Consider the following 17,465-nt stretch of genomic DNA (forward strand, 5'->3'; position numbering starts at 1 on the left):
GGCGGCATGAGCAGGGCGTCCCGAGCGCACCAGCGCCTCGCGGTCCGCTACTTCGACGACCGCGTCCTGCTCACAGACACCTGCGCATGGGCGTACTTCCGCCTCCCGACGGTCAGCTACGAGTTCGTCACGCCGGAAGAGCGTGAGGCGCTGGCCACCAACATCACGATCGCGCTGGCGGCGATCAGGATGCCCGACGCCGAGGTCCACCTGAGGGTGGCGCACCGCACGTACCCCGCCGCGGAGTGGGCCATGGCGCTGAACGCCACGTCCGACGAGGGGCCAGGCTGGCGCGACTACCTGGAGGAGATGTACCGGCACGTCTGGGCCAAGGACTTCTGGACCAAGGAGGTCTACCTCGGCGTACGGCTCGGCCCGCGCGGCAAGCAGCTCGGCAGCGGCGTGCTGTCCCAGCTCTTCGGCTTCTACCAGAAGACGGAGAAGGCGCTGGGCATGGAGGACGACCACGTGCCCGACAGCGAGATCGGGCGGTGGACCGAGCAGGCCGAACGGCTCGGCAGGGCGCTCGCGTCGAGCGCCCTGTACGCCCGTCACGCCACCTCGGTCGAGGTGGCGTGGTTGTTCCAGCACGCGGCCGCCGGCTCGGCGGGGGATCCGGCGCCGTCGGCGAGCCCGCGCAGGCGCTGGGGCAGGGGCGAGATCGAGTCGCTGGTGGAGGGCGAGATCCACAACGGCAGGTCGCTGCTGCGGATCGTGCAGCCCCAGGGCGACTCGTACGTGGCGTACCTGTCGTTCGCGCGGTTCCCCGACCTGATGCCGTTCCCGGACGGCGAGCCGTGGATGCACTTCGCCGACCAGTTGCCGTTCCCGGTGGAGGTGTCGTCGCGGATGCGGCTGATCCCGCCGGTGAAGGCGTCCAAGGACGTGGCGCGCAAGCTGGCGCACGCCCGCGACATGGACCACCACATCCGCGAGGCGGGCGCGGAGGCGCCGCTGGCGCTGGCGGAGCAGATCGACGCGGCCCGCATGCTGGAGCACGGCATCACCAAGGAACGGCTGCCCTTCGTGTACGGCTGGCACCGCCTGATCGTCTCGGCCCCCACCGAGGACATCTGCGTGCAGCGGGTGGAGGCGGTGGTCGAGCACTACCGCGACATGGGCATCGACGTGGTGAACTCGACCGGCGACCAGTTCTCGCTGTTCTGCGAGTCGCTGCCGGGCGAGAAGGTTCGCATGAACGCCTACGCCCAGCGCCAGCCCCTGCGGACGATCGCGGGCGGCATGTCCACGGCCACGGTCGATCTGGGCGACCGGCTGGGTGAGGGCAGCGAGGGCTGGCTGGGCCCGTACATCGGCGAGACGGTCGGCAGGGCGCGCAGCATCGTGCACTTCGACCCGCTGGTGGCGGCGACCCGCAACCGGCCGACCGCCATCGCGATCACCGGCGAGCCGGGCGGCGGAAAGACCACGCTCGCGCTACTGATGATCTACCAGATGGCGCTGCGCGGCGTGACGGTCGCGGTGATCGACCCGAAGGGCGACGCGGAGTCGCTGGTGCAGCTCCTGGAGAAGCGGGGGCGCAAGGCCCGCGTGATCCCGCTGGGCTCGGCCGCGCCGGGGCTGCTGGACCCGTTCTCGTTCGGCGACGACATCGCGGCGAAGAAGACGATGGCGACCGAGACGTTGCGGCTGCTGCTGCCCCGCATGTCGGAGGAGCGCGAGTCGGCGATGATCCAGGCGGTGGCGGCGGTGTCCAACGGCGAGGATCCCTCGCTGGGCAAGGTCGTCGACTTCCTGGAGCAGGCCGACGACCCCGCCTCGAAGAACCTCGGCGCGGTGCTGCGCTCGATGTCGGAGATGCACCTGGCCAGGCTCTGCTTCGACCCCTCCGGTGGCGACCAGATCGACTCGGAGGGGTGGACGACCGTGTTCACGCTCGGCGGGCTGACGCTGCCGGACGTGACCACGGGCAGGGAGGACTACTCCTACGAGCAGCGGCTGTCGGTGGCCCTGCTCTACCTGGTGTCCCAGTTCGCGCGCAGGCTGATGAACGGCCTCGACCGGCGCGCCCCCAAGGCGATCTTCCTGGACGAGGCGTGGGCGATCACCTCCACGCCCGAGGGCGCCAAGCTGGTGCCCGAGGTCAGCCGGATGGGCCGCTCCCGCAACACCGCTCTGGTGCTGGTCTCGCAGAACGCGGGAGACCTGCTCAACGAGCAGGTGACCAACTGCCTGTCGTCCGTCTTCGCGTTCAGGTCCACGGAACGGGTGGAAGTGGACCACGTCATGTCCCTGCTCGGGGTGGAGCCGTCGGAGGAGCACAAGGCCGTGCTGCGCTCGCTGGGCAACGGCGAATGCGTATTCCGCGATCTGGATGGCAGGGCGGGCCGGATCGGAGTAGACCTGATCTCCGAGGAACTTCTCCGCTGGCTCGACACGAACCCGACGCACGACAAACCCGGCGCCGCCGGGCATGATGATCATCAAGGGGGCGTGGGCAGGGCGCAGGAGGTACGGTCATGAAGGTCCGGCTATCCCGACGACTGGCGCTGGTTCTCGCGCTCATCGGTGCTGTCCTGGCGGTGCCGCTCGTGCTGGGCGCCACCACCACCCCGGCCGCCGCGGCCCCCTGCGACCTGTCGGGCCCGCTCTCGCCCGAGATGGTCGGCAGCGGCGTCGACGGCCTGATCCAGCCGCCGGCCACCACGGCCGGCCCGCAGGCGCCGACCACCAACTACACGCAGTTCGGCATGAGCGGCCAGTTCTGGCACACGCACGAGCTGACCTGCTCCGACTACGTGGCCGTGCTCGGCAACATGTGGGCGAACGGCATCTTCACCGCGGCCAAGGCGGTCGACCGGCTGACGATCACCACGTACCAGGCGGCGGCGACCGAGGGACCGCTCCAGGCCATCAAGGACGTGGTCGACGACATCGTCACGAACCTGTCCAACGCCATGTACTGGCCCTACCTCCGCCCGATCGTCATCCTCGGCGCCATCTGGCTGGCCTGGTACGGGCTGATCCGCAAGCGGGCCACCACGACCGCCGAGGGTGTCATCTGGATGGTGCTGGCGGTCACGGTGGCGGTCTGGTTCTTCAGCCGCCCCGGCGACTTCACCGGCCTGGGCAAGGTCGTCACGGACAAGACGGGCGAGGTGGTCAACTCCGCCTTCTCCGGCCTGCCCGGCGCGGGCGGCGCGTCCTGCCTGCCCCCGCCCGGCAACGCCAACCCGCAGGTCACGCCCGGCGGGTACGCCCAGACCGGCACGGCGGGCGTGGACCAGAACGCCGACGCGCTGTGGTCCACCCTGGTCTGCAAGCCGTGGCTGGTGGGCCTGTTCGGCACCTCCGACCCGCAGCAGCCCGTCGTGCGCGACTGGGGCCGCAAGGTGCTGGAGATGCAGTCGGTCCCGCCGCCACAGGCCGGCCAGCCTGCCCCCGACGTGGGGGCCAGGCAGTCGGAGTACGCCTCGCTGGCCGACAAGCTCAGGAACGACCCCCGCTACGCCACCTTCTCCGGCCGTGACTGGTCGAACCGGCTCGGAGTGGCCGTCGGAGCGTTCATCGCGGCCATCGTCGCGGGGCTGCTCATCTTCCTCGTGGCGGTCTCGCTGCTGGTGCTCAAGGTCGGCTTCCTGCTGCTGCTCATCCTCGGGCCGATCTTCCTGCTGATCGGCGTGCATCCGGGCAGCGGGCGGATCGTCGCCATGCGCTGGGTGGAGATGCTCATCGGCACGCTGCTGCGGCAGGCCGTGCTGACGGTCGTGCTCAGCGTGCTCGTGTACGGGTACGCGCTGATCATCTCGACGGCCATGCCGTGGGGCATGCAGGTGCTGTTCATGGCGTTGCTGACGATCGCGGTGTTCTTCTACCGGCGGCCGTTCCAGCACCTGTTCGCCTCGATGAGCGGCCACACGGTCGCCACCCGCATGCTGGGCGAGGCCGCGAGCTCGTCCGTGCTCGAACGGTCGGCGGGCGCGCTGCCGCCGGTCGCCTCGGCCCGCATCGGCCGCTGGGGGCTGCGCAAGGCCGAGCCGCTCATCAGGGCGGCGGGCGCGGCCAACCCGGCGGGCGCGGCGGCGACGGCGGCGGCCGGGCAGCTGCGCGCGCGCGGCGAGGAGGGGGAGGGCGCCGCTTCCGGCACCCGGATCCCGGCCACGGCGGCCCCGCTCGACACCGACCAGCAGGGCGGCAAGGCGGCCGGCCGGGCCACGCTCGAACCGCGCAGGGGCACCGCGCCCCCGCTCAACCTGAACGGCACGCCGGCCCGCACCCGCGGCGGAGCGGCGGGCGGCCCCAGGGCGGGCGCGGCCTCCCCGACGACGGGCGGCCCGGGCGGTTCCGGCTCGGGCGGCGGTTCGGGCGGTTCGGGCGGCGGTTCCGGTTCCGCCGGCGGCTGGTTCGGTGGGGCGTCCGGCGGCGGCTGGGCCCGGCGCGGCGGCTCCGGCGGCTCGTCCGGCGGCACGCGGAGCACCGGCGCGCGCACCTCGCGCTTCGGCGGGTCCACGAGCTCCGGCGGCTCGGGTTCTGGCGGCTCCCGCTCCGGTGGCTCGCGCTTCGGCGGCTCGGGCGGCTCGCGGGCGGGAGGGGCCCGCTCGCGTGGCGGCTCGGGCGGCGGCGGCCTGTTCGGCGGCGGCTCGGGTGGCTCGGGTGGCGGCCTGTTCGGCGGTGGCGGCTCGCGCGGATCCGGCGGCTCGCGCGGGTCCGGCGGCTCGAACGGGTCGAACGGCTCGCGCGGCGGCCTGTTCGGCGGGTCGGGCAACGGAGGGGCCAGGTCAGGTGGCGGTGCCTCGTCCGGCCCCCGGATCTTCGGCTCCGACGAGCCGTCGTCCCGCGCCTCCGAGGCACCCCCGCTCTGGCTGCGCAGCAGCCGCGGCGGCGGCTCCGGCGGTGACAGCCCCGACGTGCCCTTCTGGCTCAAGCCGAACAACCCGGACAAGGACTGAACATGGCGCAGGCAGGTGACAGGCGAGGGGTGGCCTTCGCCGCCATCGTCGTGGTCATCGCAGCGGTCGGCATCTACCTGACGATGTGGCCGGACTCGTCCGACCAGGCCGCGCGGGAGCCGGAGGCGAGCATCGCCACCAGCTCCGCCGTGGTGTCGAGCACGCCGCTGGCGACCGCGAGCGCCGCGCCGTTCGACATCTACGCGTACCTGCCGATGCAGAAAGAGCAGCTCGCCGCGGCGGCGGACCTGGCCGAACGGTTCACCGCCGCGTACGGCACCTTCCGGTACGACGAGGACCCGGCGGCGTACGCCGAGCGGTTGAAGGTGTACACGACGCCGGAGCTCGCCGGCACCCTGACCAGGACGGTCACCTCGGCCGGCTTCGTCGAGCAGAACCGCGCCGACCAGACCGTCTCCACCGCCACGGCCCGCCTGAAGGAGATCAGGCAGGTCGAGAAGTCCTCCATCGTGTTCGTCATCACCGCGAGCCGGCAGGTCACCGCCAGGAGCGGCAACAAGCTGGCGGCGGAGGAGTACGCGGTCACGGTCAGCCAGCTCGGCGCCGACTGGCGCATCTACGACATCCTGCCGTCCACCGAGGGCCAGGAGGGTGACCAGTGAAGCTCTCCCGGGCGCGGCTCGCCCTGATCATCGGCGCGGCGGGGCTGCTGCTCCTGGTCGCGGTCCTGGTGTCGCCGCTGCTGCTGATGTCGATGCCGTCGTTCCTGGCAGACGGCGGCATCACCGTCGACTGCGAGGACACCGCCCAGGTGGAGGAGGTCTCCGACTCGGCCGCGTCCGACATCCCCGCCGAGTACCTGGAGCTGTACAAGGAGCACGGCAAGAAGATCGGCGTCCAGTGGAACATCCTGGCCGCCGTCGGCAAGCGCGAGACCGACCACGGCCGCTCCACCCTGCCGGGCGTCAGCAGCGGCACCAACTCCGCGGGCGCCGCGGGGCCGATGCAGTTCCTGATCTCCACGTGGGGCGGCAAGGCCAGGATCCCGGCGTCGTCCGAGTTCAACGGGTACGCCTCCGACGGCGACGGCGACGGCGTGGCCGACGTCTACAACCCGGCGGACGCCATCCTCGGCGCGGCCAAGATGCTCAAGCGCAACGGCGCGCCGGAGAACGTCCGGCAGGCGCTGTTCGTCTACAACCGGGCCTGGTGGTATGTCGACCAGGTCGAGGAGATCGCCAGGCAGTACGCCAAGTCCGGCGTGGTGAAGGTGCCGCCGCAGGCGTCGGAGGACTGCGACGACCCGCTGGTCGAGGCCGCGCCGAGCGATCTCGTGGCCAAGATCCTGCAGTACGCGCTGGCGCAGCGTGGCAAGCCGTACCTGTGGGGTGGCACGGGGCCCGACTCCTTCGACTGCTCGGGCGTCATCTACGCGGCCTACAAGGCGGCGGGGCTGACGATCCCGCGTACGACGTTCACGCAGTGGCCGTTCGGCGTGAAGGTGTTAGAGGGGGAGGAGCAGCCGGGGGATCTGGTGTTCTTCAACGCGGGGCCGGGAACCTCCGCCGACAGCCCCGGCCACGTCGGGCTGGTCGTGTCGAAGGGCAAGATGCTGGAGGCCCGGTGCCGGCTGTGCGGGCCGATCAAGGTGACGAGCTACCAGGCGCGGGACAACCGCGTGGGCTTCACCCGTCCGCTGCAGAACCCCGATGTCATCGAGCAGATCAAGAAGCTGCAGAATCCTTCCCTATGAGCATTGTGGTGGTTGCCGCGGTGATCGTCGGCCCTGGCGGGCGGGTGCTGGCCGCCCAGCGTGCCGAACCGGCCGCGCTGGCCGGTGGCTGGGAGTTCCCCGGGGGGAAGGTGGATCCGGGGGAGAGCGAGGGCGCGGCGCTGGTGCGGGAGTGCCGGGAGGAGCTCGGCGTGGAGGTCGCCGTGGGCGAACGCGTCGGCGGGGACTGGCCGCTGGCCGAGGGGTACGTCATGCGGGTCTGGCTCTGCTCCCTGCTGTCGGGCCGCCCCGAGGCGAAGGAGCATCTGGCGCTGAGGTGGCTCGGGCCGGGGGAGTACTACGACGTCGAGTGGCTGGCGGCGGATCTGCCGATCATGAAGACCGTGGAGAATCTGCTCCTGCGTGATTAGGACATCCCTCTCTGTGACACAATGATTACTGTGCGTAATTTGTCGCGGCGGGGGAGTGGGGAACGATGCGGAGGAGCTGGGTCGTCGCCGGTGTGCTGATCCTGGTGGTGGCGCCCTCCGTGCCCGTGGCGGCGGCCGGGGTGTCGCTGGTGCTGGAGCGGGTGGGCGGGGTCGACGAGGTCGGCAAGTGGGTCAGGACCGGGGATACGCAGCGGTTCCGGGTGCGGCTCAACGGGATGGGGCGGGGGGCCCGGGTCGCGGTGGCGGCCAGTCCCGTGGAGGCGCTGACGGAGGTGGCCTGCGGCGCCGCCCCCGGCGCGCCGGGTGCGCCTCCTGGTTCCGGTACGGCTCTTAGCTCCGGTACGGCTTCTGGCTCCGGTACGGCTACTGATGCCGGTACGGCTGCTCGCGTGGGTACTGCCTCCGTCGTCGGCGCGGTGCCGAAGGTCGGCGGGACGTCGCACGTCGGGGTGGCGGGGGCGTTGACCATGCGGGCGCTGTCCGTGGTGGGCGGTTCTCGGGCGAAGGGGGCCGCGCTGCCGGGGACGCGGGTGTGCGCGCTGGGGAAGGTCTCCGGTGAGCGGGCCGTGGACGTCACGCTCAAGGCGCCGGTGGATGCTGAGGACGTGGTGCTGGCGGCCGTGGCCAGGGTGCGGGACGTCGAGAGCGGTGGGCTGACGACCATGAGCAGGACCGCCGCCGTCCGGTCGGGCGAGATGATCACGGGCGACGCGGCGACCTTCTCGGGGCCCGCCCATCGCCTCCGCCCGAAGCGGCCCGGCACGGTCCGCCCGGACGGCACGGAAGGGGGCCTGAGCACCTTGCCGCAGGCCCTGCCACAACCCGTCCAAACCGCGCCCGCGGTCCAAACTGCGTCCGCGTCCGCGTCCGCGTCCGCGTCCGCGTCCGCGCCCGCGCCGGCTCCAGCCACAGCCGCGCCTGCCCGCGGCCAAGCCTCGCCCGCACGTGCGCAAGCCTCGCCTGCACGTGCGCAAGCCTCGCCTGCACGTGCGCAGGGCTCGCGGGCACGCGGCCAAGGCTCGCCCGCACGCGCGCAAGCTGCGCCGCGGCGGGTCCGGGCTGCGACAGTGCCGCGACCTGCCACGTCGCTCGCGATCCCGAGTGCCGTGCCGAGTGCGGTCCCGAGTGCGATTCCGAGTGCCGTCCCGAGCGCGATTCCGAGTGCGATTCCGAGCAGGGTGCCGAGCGGGCTGCCGAGTGCGATTCCGAGCGGGCTGCCGAGTGGGATCCCGAGTGGGGTGCCGAGCACGATCCCGAGCGGGGTGCCGCGGCCGTTGGCCACCATCTCCGGGGCCGCCTCCCAGTCGCCGGTTGTCTCGTTCCAGCCCGAGGCCGCCGCCGGGGAGGCGCCGTTGCCGTGGGGGATGGCCGTGTCGGCGAAGCCTGTTGAGCCTGTCCGATGGGACAGCCCGATCGACGGGCCGAAGGCGTTGCCCATGGTTCTCGGGGGTATCGGAGTACTGATGGCAGCCCTGTGGGCCGTTGTCACGGTACAACGAGGCCGTAACCGTAGAAAGGTGTTGTAATTCCGTCTTTACTGTTACTTTTACCCGGCTAGTATTCCCTTGACCATGGTTCCGGGACCACGCGGAGGGCACCGGTGGCACGCACACGAGCGACAGCCGTGTCCGCAATCGTCCTGGCGCTCGGACTGACGGGCGCCGGCGCCACGCCGTTCATCGTGCAGAGCGCGAGCGCCTCCGTGGCGTTCGACCCGATCGTGGAGCCCTGCGATCCCGACGTGACGCTGTGCGGCGACATCACACCCGAGACCACCATCACGGTCACCACCACGTTAGGCTCGCCCAGCCCGACGGGGCCGGAGGAGGCGCCGGAGACGACGGTCACCAAGACCGTCACCGCGACCCCGACCAAGACCTCGAAGTCCCCCACGCCGACCAAGACCACGTCGGCCCCCTCGCCCACCCCGACGCAGAGCACGCCGGCGCAGAACCCGCAGCCCCTGCCCACGCAGAGCGCCGAGGTGCCGCCGGTCATCCCGACCACGCCGACGCCCGAGCAGTCGGTGGAGATGCCGGCCATCGCGCCGACCGACACGCCGTCCAGCACGCTGCCGAGCCAGACGGAGGCCGCCTCCACCGAGGAGGTGCCGCTGGAGCTGCGCAGGGCCGCGCCGGAGTTCGACCAGACCGACCTGACGCGCAAGCTGAGCATCCCGGCGCTGGTGCTGGTCCTGCTCGCGCTGTTCGCGGTCCTGATCTTCGAGGGCAGGCTGCGCAGGATGGCCCACGCGGCGGCCGTACGGAAGGCGGGACCCCCGCCGATGACCGGCCCGGCGATGGGCCCGGAGATGCACCCGACCGGCGGCTACCCTGCGGGGCCCGGCTACGCCGCCACCGCGGGCGGTTTCCCTGCCCCCGCGCCGGCGTATCCCGGCGGCACGGCGTACGCGCCGATCATCAGCTTCGTGCCGGTGCAGACCTATCCGAGCGGCCCGCCCCAGTACGGCTACCAGGACCCGAACCACCCGTACCCGCCGCAGGGCTACATGCAGGAGCCGCCCCCGGCGGAGCCCGAGCCCGTGGTGCTGCACCCCGACGAGTTCGACTCCTACAGCGAGCCGCCCAGGTCCCGTGAGCGGGACATGTTCGAGCCGCTGGTGCCGCCCGCGCCCGTGCCGACGGACATCCCGCCCGGCGGCGCCGACCCGTACGACGGCGGTGCCGAGCAGCCGCTCGGCCCGGCCTCGGCCGCGGAGGCCGGCGACCCGGTGCCGTGGGACCAGGAGCAGCCGGGCTCGCTCTTCCAGCCCGCCCGCGGCAACGAGGCTGCACCCGGCCACGAGCCGGGCCCTGGCTACGAGCCGCCGCCCTACCTGCCCCCCGACGAGGACGTGACGGCCGTCCAGCCGCTGCCGCAGCCCCCGCCCGCGCCCCAGCCCGAGCCCGAGCAGCGGCCGGAGCCGACCAAGGAGCTGCCGGACTCGACGCGCAAGCGCTTCGGCAGAAGGAAGAAGTAGCGGACACACGAAAGCGGGGACCGGAGAACCGGCCCCCGCTTTCGGCGTGCGGCTACTTGCGCCTGAGGATCTTGTTGCCCAGCCACACCAGCGGGTCGTACTTACGATCCACCACGCGCTCCTTCATCGGGATCAGCGCGTTGTCAGTGATCTTGATGTGCTCGGGGCAGACCTCGGTGCAGCACTTGGTGATGTTGCAGTAGCCGAGCCCGTGCTCCTCCTGGGCCGCCTCCTGCCGGTCCGCCACGTCGTACGGGTGCATGTCCAGCTCGGCGATCCGCATGAGGAAGCGGGGACCGGAGAAGTTGCTCTTGTTCTCCTCGTGGTCGCGGATCACGTGGCAGACGTTGTTGCACATGAAGCACTCGATGCACTTGCGGAACTCCTGCGAGCGCTCGACGTCGATCTGCTTCATCCGGTACTCGCCCGGCTGCACCCCGTCCGGCGGCGTGAAGGAGGGGACCTCGCGGGCCTTCTGGTAGTTGTAGGAGACGTCGGTGACGAGGTCCTTGATGACGGGGAACGTCCGCATCGGCGTGACCGTGATGGTCTCGTCCTCCTCGAAGGTGGACATCCGGGTCATGCAGCCCAGCCGCGGCTTGCCGTTGATCTCCATGCTGCACGAGCCGCACTTGCCGGCCTTGCAGTTCCACCGTACGGCGAGGTCGGGGGCCTGCGTGGCCTGGAGGCGGTGGATGATGTCGAGGACGACCTCGCCCTCGTTCACCTCCACCGTGAAGTCCTCGAGCCTGCCCTCGCCGCCCTCACCGCGCCAGACCTTGAACTTTGCCTTGTAGCTCATGACTTCGCTATCCCGTCGAACTCGGCCATCTCTTCGTCGGTGAGGTACTTCTTCAGCTCGTCCCGGTCGAACAGGGTGATCAGGTCGTCGCGCATCGACGGCTGCTCCTGCTCCTCGACCTTCACGGCGTTGCCGTCCTGCGTGGAGCAGACGAGCAGCTTGCGGCGCCAGCCGGGGTTCATGCCGGGGAAGTCGTCGCGGGTGTGCCCGCCGCGGCTCTCCTCGCGCATGAGCGCGGCGCGGGCCACGCACTCCGACACCAGCACCATGTTGCGCAGGTCGATCGCCAGGTGCCAGCCGGGGTTGTAGATGCGCGAGCCGGCCGCGCCGACCATGCGCACGCGCTCCTTGAGCTTCTCCACGACGCCGAGGGCCTCGGTGATCTCCTCGGCCTTGCGGATGATGCCGACCAGGTCGTTCATGGTGCGCTGGAGCTCGTGGTGCACCTCGTACGGGTTCTCGCCGCTGCGGCCCAGGGGGGCCAGCGCCTCCTCCCTGGCGGTCTCCACCTGCTCGGGCAGCACCTTGGGCCGGGCCTTGAGCGAGTCCACGTACGTGGCCGCGCCCGCGCCCGCCCGGCGGCCGAACACCAGCAGGTCGGACAGCGAGTTGCCGCCCAGCCGGTTGGAGCCGTGCATGCCGCCCGAGACCTCGCCGGCCGCGAACAGGCCCGGCACGGCCGCCGCGCCGGTGTCGGCGTCCACCTCGACGCCGCCCATGATGTAGTGGCAGGTCGGGCCCACCTGCATGGGCTCGGCGGTGATGTCGACGTCGGCCAGCTCCTTGAACTGGTGGTGCATCGACGGCAGCCGCTTCTTGATCTCCTCGGCGGGCAGCCGGGTGGAGACGTCGAGGAACACGCCGCCCTGGGGCGAGCCGCGCCCGGCCTTCACCTCGGCGTTGATCGCGCGGGCCACCTCGTCACGGGGGAGCAGCTCCGGCGGGCGCCGGTTGTTGGCCTGGTCGGTGTACCAGCGGTCGCCCTCCTCCTCGGTGGTGGCGTACTTGTCCTTGAACACCTCGGGGATGTAGTCGAACATGAAGCGCTTGCCCTCGGAGTTGCGCAGCACGCCGCCGTCACCGCGGACGGACTCGGTGACGAGGATGCCGCGCACGGACGGCGGCCAGACCATCCCGGTGGGGTGGAACTGGATGAACTCCATGTTGATCAGGTTCGCGCCGGCGAGCAGGGCCAGGGCGTGGCCGTCGCCGGTGTACTCCCAGGAGTTGGAGGTCACCACGTACGACTTGCCGATGCCGCCGGTGGCCAGCACCACGGCGGGGGCGTCGAAGAGCACGAAGTTGCCGGTCTCGCGCCAGTAGCCGAAGGCACCGGAGATCGCGTCGCCGTCCTTGAGCAGCCGGGTGACCGTGCACTCGGCGAAGACCTTGATGTAGGCCTCGTAGTCGCCGTGCGTCTCGTAGTCCTCCTGCTGGAGCGCGACGACGCGCTGCTGCAGGGTGCGGATGAGCTCCAGGCCGGTACGGTCGCCCACGTGTGCGAGCCGCGGGTACTCGTGCCCGCCGAAGTTCCGCTGGCTGATCTTGCCGTCCTTGGTGCGGTCGAACAGCGCGCCCCACGCCTCCAGCTCCCACACCCGGTCGGGGGCCTCCTTGGCGTGCAGCTCGGCCATCCGCCAGTTGTTGAGGAACTTGCCGCCCCGCATGGTGTCACGGAAGTGCACCATCCAGTTGTCGTCGGGGTTGACGTTGCCCATCGCGGCGGCGGCGCCGCCCTCGGCCATGACCGTGTGCGCCTTGCCGAACAGCGACTTGCAGACGATCGCCGTCCGCTTGCCCTGCTGGCGGGCCTCGATGGCGGCTCGCAGCCCGGCGCCGCCCGCGCCGATGACGACGACGTCGTACTCGTGGCGCTCAGTGTTGTAGGTGTTTTCCACGGGAAGCTGTCCTTACGCGTACGGGAAGGCGATGATGCCCTTGGCCACCAGGCGGACGTACAGGTCGGCGCCCATGACGGAGAACATCGAGGCCCACGCGAGGGGTTGGTGCTTGGCGTTGAGCTTGGAGACGAACGTCCAGGCCCGGTACCGCAGCGGGTGGCGGGAGAAGTGGTTGAGCCTGCCCGCCGTGATGTGCCGGCAGGAGTGGCACGACAGCGTGTAGGCGTTGATCAGCACGGCGTTGAGTATGAGGATCCAGGTGCCGAGCCCCAGCGGCTTGTGCACGAGCGCCAGGACGGCGTCGTAGGCCAGGACGAGGCCGATCACGATGGCCGCGTAGAAGAAGTACCGGTGGATGTTCTGGAGGATGAGCGGGAAGCGCCGCTCACCGGTGTACTTGCCGTGCGGCTCCTGCACCGCGCAGGCAGGCGGGGACAACCAGAACGAGCGGTAGTAGGACTTGCGGTAGTAGTAGCAGGTCAGCCGGAAGCCGCCGGGCAGGCCGAGGATCAGCAGGCCTGGCGGAAGGGCGTACCAGTCGCCGAACGGCGCCCACCCGAACAGTCGCGCGCCTTCCGGGCACGACGTGGCCAGGCAGGGCGATGAGAAGGGGGCGATGTACGGATCGACGAAGTAGCTGCTGTCGATGATCGCCCATACACCGTAGACCAGGAACGAGCTGAGCCCCAGGAATGTCAGGAGCGGGACCAGCCACCATCTGTCTGTGCGCAGGGTGCGCACCTTGACTTGCGCACGCTGCCGTCGGACCGGGGCGTCGGGCGTCGTCTGCGTCATCGCGGACCTCTCCACCTCCCGCGGACCCATCTGCGCAGGGGGTCCGTGGTTTCGTTTCGCTGGGCGCGCTCACACGGCGGTATCCGCTCGGGCGCGCGTTGGTGGGGGATACGTTACGACGACAGGATCGAAATTTGTGAGCGGGGTCACTCACTTTTTCGATGACTGACTGTGATTCCTGTCACGTACGTGCGTCAGACCGCTACCCCTGCACCGGCAACTTCACCACAGTGACGAAAAAATCATCAATTTGCCGGACAACCCGGATAAATTGCTCAAAATCCACTGGCTTCGAGACATAGGCGTTGGCGTGCAGCCGGTAGCTGTGCAGGATGTCCTCCTCCGCCTCGGACGTCGTCAGGATGACCACGGGGATCGTCCGGAGCGCGACGTCGGCCTTCACCTCCCGCAGCACCTCCATCCCGCTCATCCTCGGCAGGTTGAGGTCCAGCAGGATCAGGTCGGGCCGCGGCGCCCCGGCGAAGCCCTCGTCCTGGCGCAGGAACGCCATCGCCTGCTCGCCGTCGTTGACCACGTGCAGCCTGTTGCGCACCTTGTTGAGATCGAAGGCCTCCTTGGTGAGCAGGATGTCCCCCTGGTCGTCCTCGACCAGGAGCACCTCGATCGGGCGCCAGCCGTTCATCCTTCGCCTCCCGACGCGGGGATCGTCCAGCGGAACGTGGCGCCGTGACCGTCGGAGTCACCGTCCAGCCACAGCTGTCCGCCGTGATACTCGACGATCTTCCGGCACAGGGCCAGGCCGATGCCAGTCCCCGGATACACGTCGCGCGGGTGGAGGCGCTGGAAGATGAGGAAGATGCGGTCGGCGTACTTGTGCTCGACCCCGATCCCGTTGTCGGAGCAGCTGAACTCCCACCGGTCGCCGTCCCGCCTGACCCCGATGTGCACGCGCGGCGGCTCCTCGGAGCGGAACTTGACGGCGTTCTCGATCAGGTTCTGGAAGAGCTGGGTGAGCTGCAGCTCGTTGCCGTTGATCCGGGGCAGCTCGTCGTGGGTGACGGTGGCCTCGGCGTCCTCCAGCGTGGCCGAGAGGTTCTCCAGCGCCCGTTCCAGCAGCGCGCCGGAGTCGACCTCGCCCTTCTCCCCGGTGACGCGGCCGACCCTGGAGAAGTCGAGCAGGTCGTTGATCAGCAGTTGCATGCGCTTGGCGCCGTCGACCGCGTAGTGGATGTACTGCCTGGCCCGCTCGTCGAGCTGCGGGCCGTAGCGCTGCTCCAGCATCTGGGTGAAGCTCGCCACCTTGCGCAGCGGCTCCTGGAGGTCGTGGCTGGCCACGTACGCGAACTGCTCCAGCTCCCCGTTCGACCTGCGCAGCTCCTCGGTCTGGTCGGTGGCCACCCGCCAGGCCGAGACGATGCGGGCCCGCATGGAGTCGATGTGGCTGGACAGCTCGGCCAGCTCCGCCGGCCGGTCGACGTGCAGGTCGTGGTCGAAGTCGCCGCCGGCGACCGTACGGACCTGGGCGGTGAGCTGGTCGATGGGCTTGAGCACCGCGTACCGCACCATGGCCGCCAGCCCGACGCCCAGCGCCAGCAGCAGGGCGAACACCACGATGAGGGCCGCGTTCAGCCGGTCGAGCTGGGCGGCCAGCTCGGGCGGCGGGTGCAGCGCCTCCGCCCGGGTGCTCAGCGTCATGACGATCGCGACCCCGGCGGCGAACGTGACGCCGGCCAGCACCCCGATCAGCACGAACCAGCGGGCCACCGGCAGCCTGCCCAGCCCTGTCGGCGCCTTGGGCGGCGGCAGCGGGTGAATGCTCATTCTGTTCTCCTCCGCAGCATGACCACCGCCAGGTCGTCACTGAGCGTGCCCACGTGGGTGATGAGCCGGTCGAGGTCGATGGCACCGTGCTCGCGTACGAGCTCGACCAGGCCGTCGACGCCCAGCAGGTGGCTGGGCTCGCCCACGGCGGCCTCGATCAGGCCGTCGGTGTAGAGCATCATCGACCACTCCCCGCCGAGCGGCACGTCCAGCACCGACCACGCCGCGTCCGGGAAGATCCCCAGCGGCGGGCCCGACGGCGTGCCCTGCACCACCTCGACGGCGCCGTCGCGCACCAGCACGGGCGGCGGGTGGCCGACCACGCGCATGCTCGCCGAGCTCAGATCGGGGGCGATCGTGGCCATGCACAGGGTGGTGAAGATCTCCGGCGCCTTGCGCTCGGCCCGCAGCAGCATGTCGAGCGTACGCAGCAGCGTGTCGCCCGTCTGCCCGGCCAGCACCAGCGTGCGCCAGGCGATGCGCAGCGCCACCCCCAGCGCGGCCTCGTCGGGGCCGTGCCCGCACACGTCGCCGACCACGACGTGCACCGCGCCGTCGGGCGTCTGCACCGTGTCGAAGAAGTCGCCGGCCAGCGTGCCGCCGCTGCCCGGCAGGTAGCGGGTCAGGTGCTCGATCGCCGCGGTACGCAGCAGCGGATCGGGCAGCAGGGCCCCCTCCAGCCGGGTGTTCTCCTGGGCCACCAGCTCCGCCTGAACCAGCTTGAGCTGGGCCAGGTCGGCGCGCTTGCGCTCCATCGCGTACCTGATGGAGCGGGCCAGCAGGCGCGCGTCCACGTCTCCCTTGACCAGGTAGTCCTGCGCGCCCGACTGGACGGCGGAGACGCCGACGTGCACGTCCCGCAGCCCGGTGAGCACCAGCACGGCCGTGTGCGGCGATGCCACCGCCAGCACCTCCTCCAGCGCCTCCAGCCGGCTGGCGTCGGGCAGGGAGAGGTCCACGAGCACGCACTGGATCTGGGGGGTCAGCTTCGCCCTGGCCTCCCGCAGGCTGCGCGCCCGGAAGATCGTGGGCGGCGCCATGGCGTGTTTGAGCAGCTCCTCGACGAGGAGGGCGTCTCCGTCGTCGTCCTCGACGAGGAGCAGCGTGAGCGTTTCCGAGAGATTTGCCGTCAAGACGCCTCTTCGGGGAGTGGGGCCACTTGTTGCTCATTCTGCGATGAGCGCCACCCCTTGTGGAAGCGTGCCCTCATGACCGGCCTCGACCACGAAGGCCAGCAGGGTCTCCCTGAACGCCTGCGCGGCCCTGGTCGGCTCGACGTCCTTGCGGTGGGCCAGCGCGATCGTACGGCTCAGCCCCGGCGGCGCCAGCGGCGTGCCCAGCAGCCCGGGCCGCCCGTCGAGCACCATGGACGGCACCACGGCCACCCCCAGCCCCGCCTCCACGAACCGCAGCACCGCGTCCATCTCCCCGCCCTGCACCGCGAACCTGGGCTCGAACCCCGCCTGCCGGCAGGCCGCCAGCGTCGCCTCCCGCAGGTCGTAGCCGCGCCTGAACATCACCATGGGCCTGCCGCGCAGATCCTCGATGTGCAGGTAGGGGCCCTTGATCTGCTCGTGGGACGGCGAGACGACCACGAGGTTCTCGCGCAGGATCTCCTCGGTGACCAGCGCGGGGTCGTCGCTCTGCAGCGGCATGATGATCAGCGACAGGTCGAGCTGCCCCCTGGCCAGCGCCCTGACCAGGTCGCGCGAGCCGCCCTCCTCCACCAGCAGCTCGATGCCCGGGTACGCGCGGTGGAAGCGGGCCAGCGCGTCGGCCAGCAGCCCCGCGCAGAGCGAGGGCGTGGCGCCCAGCCGTACCCGGCCGCGGCGCAGCCCGGCGAGCTGGGCCACCTCCTGCCTGGCGGTGTCGGCGTCCGCCAGGATGCGGCGGGCCAGCGGCAGCAGCGCCTCGCCCGCGGCGGTCAGCGCGACGTTGCCGCGCGCCCGCGAGAACAGCCGCGCGCCGAGATCGTCCTCCAGCGCCTTGATCTGCTTGCTGAGGGACGGCTGGGCGACGCGCATGCGCTCCGCCGCCTGGGTGAAATGCCGGGTCTCCGCCACCGCCAGGAAGTACGCGAGCTGCTGGAACTGCATGTGATTTTCCTCGCACCGGCGCGGTGTAAGCGGCCTGTAAAAGCCGCGCCTACCCACATCATAGCCTCGGGCTAT

The 17,465-nt window shown here is 70.9% G+C and carries 14 protein-coding genes; 6 read left to right on the forward strand and 8 right to left on the reverse strand.

Annotated elements, in window-relative coordinates; all coding sequences use genetic code 11:
- The first annotated feature begins 6 nt into the window (after window positions 1-6).
- The 5 genes from HD593_RS04485 to HD593_RS04505 are packed head-to-tail and all read left to right on the forward strand — an operon-like array spanning window position 7 to window position 7,013.
- A complete protein-coding gene (locus HD593_RS04485) occupies window positions 7-2,484 on the forward strand; it encodes an ATP-binding protein (protein WP_185100851.1) in 2,478 nt (825 codons plus the stop codon).
- Window positions 2,481-4,910 (forward strand): type IV secretion system protein, encoded by a 2,430-nt coding sequence (locus tag HD593_RS63230; RefSeq protein ID WP_185100852.1) that lies wholly within the window; start codon window positions 2,481-2,483, stop codon window positions 4,908-4,910. The genes HD593_RS04485 and HD593_RS63230 overlap by 4 nt, the downstream gene beginning before the upstream one ends.
- A 2-nt stretch (window positions 4,911-4,912) precedes the next feature.
- Window positions 4,913-5,533: a hypothetical protein gene (locus HD593_RS04495; RefSeq protein WP_185100853.1), complete on the forward strand. Its 621-nt coding sequence runs from the start codon at window positions 4,913-4,915 to the stop codon at window positions 5,531-5,533.
- Complete coding sequence (locus HD593_RS04500) at window positions 5,530-6,624, forward strand: C40 family peptidase (protein ID WP_185100854.1); 1,095 nt, start codon at window positions 5,530-5,532, stop codon at window positions 6,622-6,624. The genes HD593_RS04495 and HD593_RS04500 overlap by 4 nt, the downstream gene beginning before the upstream one ends.
- Window positions 6,621-7,013, forward strand: a complete 393-nt coding sequence (locus HD593_RS04505) for a (deoxy)nucleoside triphosphate pyrophosphohydrolase (RefSeq protein WP_185100855.1) — start codon at window positions 6,621-6,623, stop codon at window positions 7,011-7,013. The genes HD593_RS04500 and HD593_RS04505 overlap by 4 nt, the downstream gene beginning before the upstream one ends.
- 25 nt (window positions 7,014-7,038) lie before the next feature.
- Here the strand turns inward: HD593_RS04505 and HD593_RS04510 are convergent, their stop codons facing one another.
- Window positions 7,039-7,815, reverse strand: coding sequence for a hypothetical protein (locus HD593_RS04510; RefSeq protein WP_185100856.1), 777 nt, complete (start codon window positions 7,813-7,815; stop codon window positions 7,039-7,041).
- A gap of 843 nt (window positions 7,816-8,658) precedes the next feature.
- On the opposite strand from HD593_RS04510, the gene HD593_RS04515 reads away from it, so the two are divergent.
- Window positions 8,659-10,014 carry a hypothetical protein gene (locus tag HD593_RS04515; protein ID WP_185100857.1) on the forward strand — a complete coding sequence of 452 codons (1,356 nt, stop codon included), beginning with the start codon at window positions 8,659-8,661 and terminating at the stop codon, window positions 10,012-10,014.
- Window positions 10,015-10,066: 52 nt separating this feature from the next.
- On the opposite strand, the gene HD593_RS04520 is transcribed toward HD593_RS04515, so the two are convergent.
- The 7 genes from HD593_RS04520 to HD593_RS04550 form a co-directional block, all read right to left on the reverse strand.
- Complete coding sequence (locus HD593_RS04520; protein ID WP_185100858.1) at window positions 10,067-10,816, reverse strand: succinate dehydrogenase/fumarate reductase iron-sulfur subunit; 750 nt, start codon at window positions 10,814-10,816, stop codon at window positions 10,067-10,069.
- A complete protein-coding gene (locus HD593_RS04525; protein ID WP_185100859.1) occupies window positions 10,813-12,714 on the reverse strand; it encodes a fumarate reductase/succinate dehydrogenase flavoprotein subunit in 1,902 nt (633 codons plus the stop codon). The genes HD593_RS04520 and HD593_RS04525 overlap by 4 nt, the downstream gene beginning before the upstream one ends.
- 12 nt (window positions 12,715-12,726) lie before the next feature.
- Window positions 12,727-13,512: a hypothetical protein gene (locus HD593_RS04530; protein ID WP_185100860.1), complete on the reverse strand. Its 786-nt coding sequence runs from the start codon at window positions 13,510-13,512 to the stop codon at window positions 12,727-12,729.
- 202 nt (window positions 13,513-13,714) lie between these two features.
- Complete coding sequence (locus HD593_RS04535; RefSeq protein ID WP_185100861.1) at window positions 13,715-14,155, reverse strand: response regulator; 441 nt, start codon at window positions 14,153-14,155, stop codon at window positions 13,715-13,717.
- On the reverse strand, window positions 14,152-15,294 hold the full coding sequence (locus HD593_RS04540) for a sensor histidine kinase (RefSeq protein WP_185100862.1): 1,143 nt from the start codon (window positions 15,292-15,294) through the stop codon (window positions 14,152-14,154). Before HD593_RS04540 ends, HD593_RS04535 begins: the two co-directional genes overlap by 4 nt.
- Window positions 15,291-16,427 (reverse strand): PP2C family protein-serine/threonine phosphatase, encoded by a 1,137-nt coding sequence (locus tag HD593_RS04545; RefSeq protein ID WP_185100863.1) that lies wholly within the window; start codon window positions 16,425-16,427, stop codon window positions 15,291-15,293. The genes HD593_RS04540 and HD593_RS04545 overlap by 4 nt, the downstream gene beginning before the upstream one ends.
- 33 nt (window positions 16,428-16,460) lie before the next feature.
- Complete coding sequence (locus HD593_RS04550; protein WP_185100864.1) at window positions 16,461-17,390, reverse strand: LysR family transcriptional regulator; 930 nt, start codon at window positions 17,388-17,390, stop codon at window positions 16,461-16,463.
- Window positions 17,391-17,465: the final 75 nt, after the last annotated feature.

Source organism: Nonomuraea rubra, assembly GCF_014207985.1.
Taxonomy (GTDB): domain Bacteria; phylum Actinomycetota; class Actinomycetes; order Streptosporangiales; family Streptosporangiaceae; genus Nonomuraea; species Nonomuraea rubra.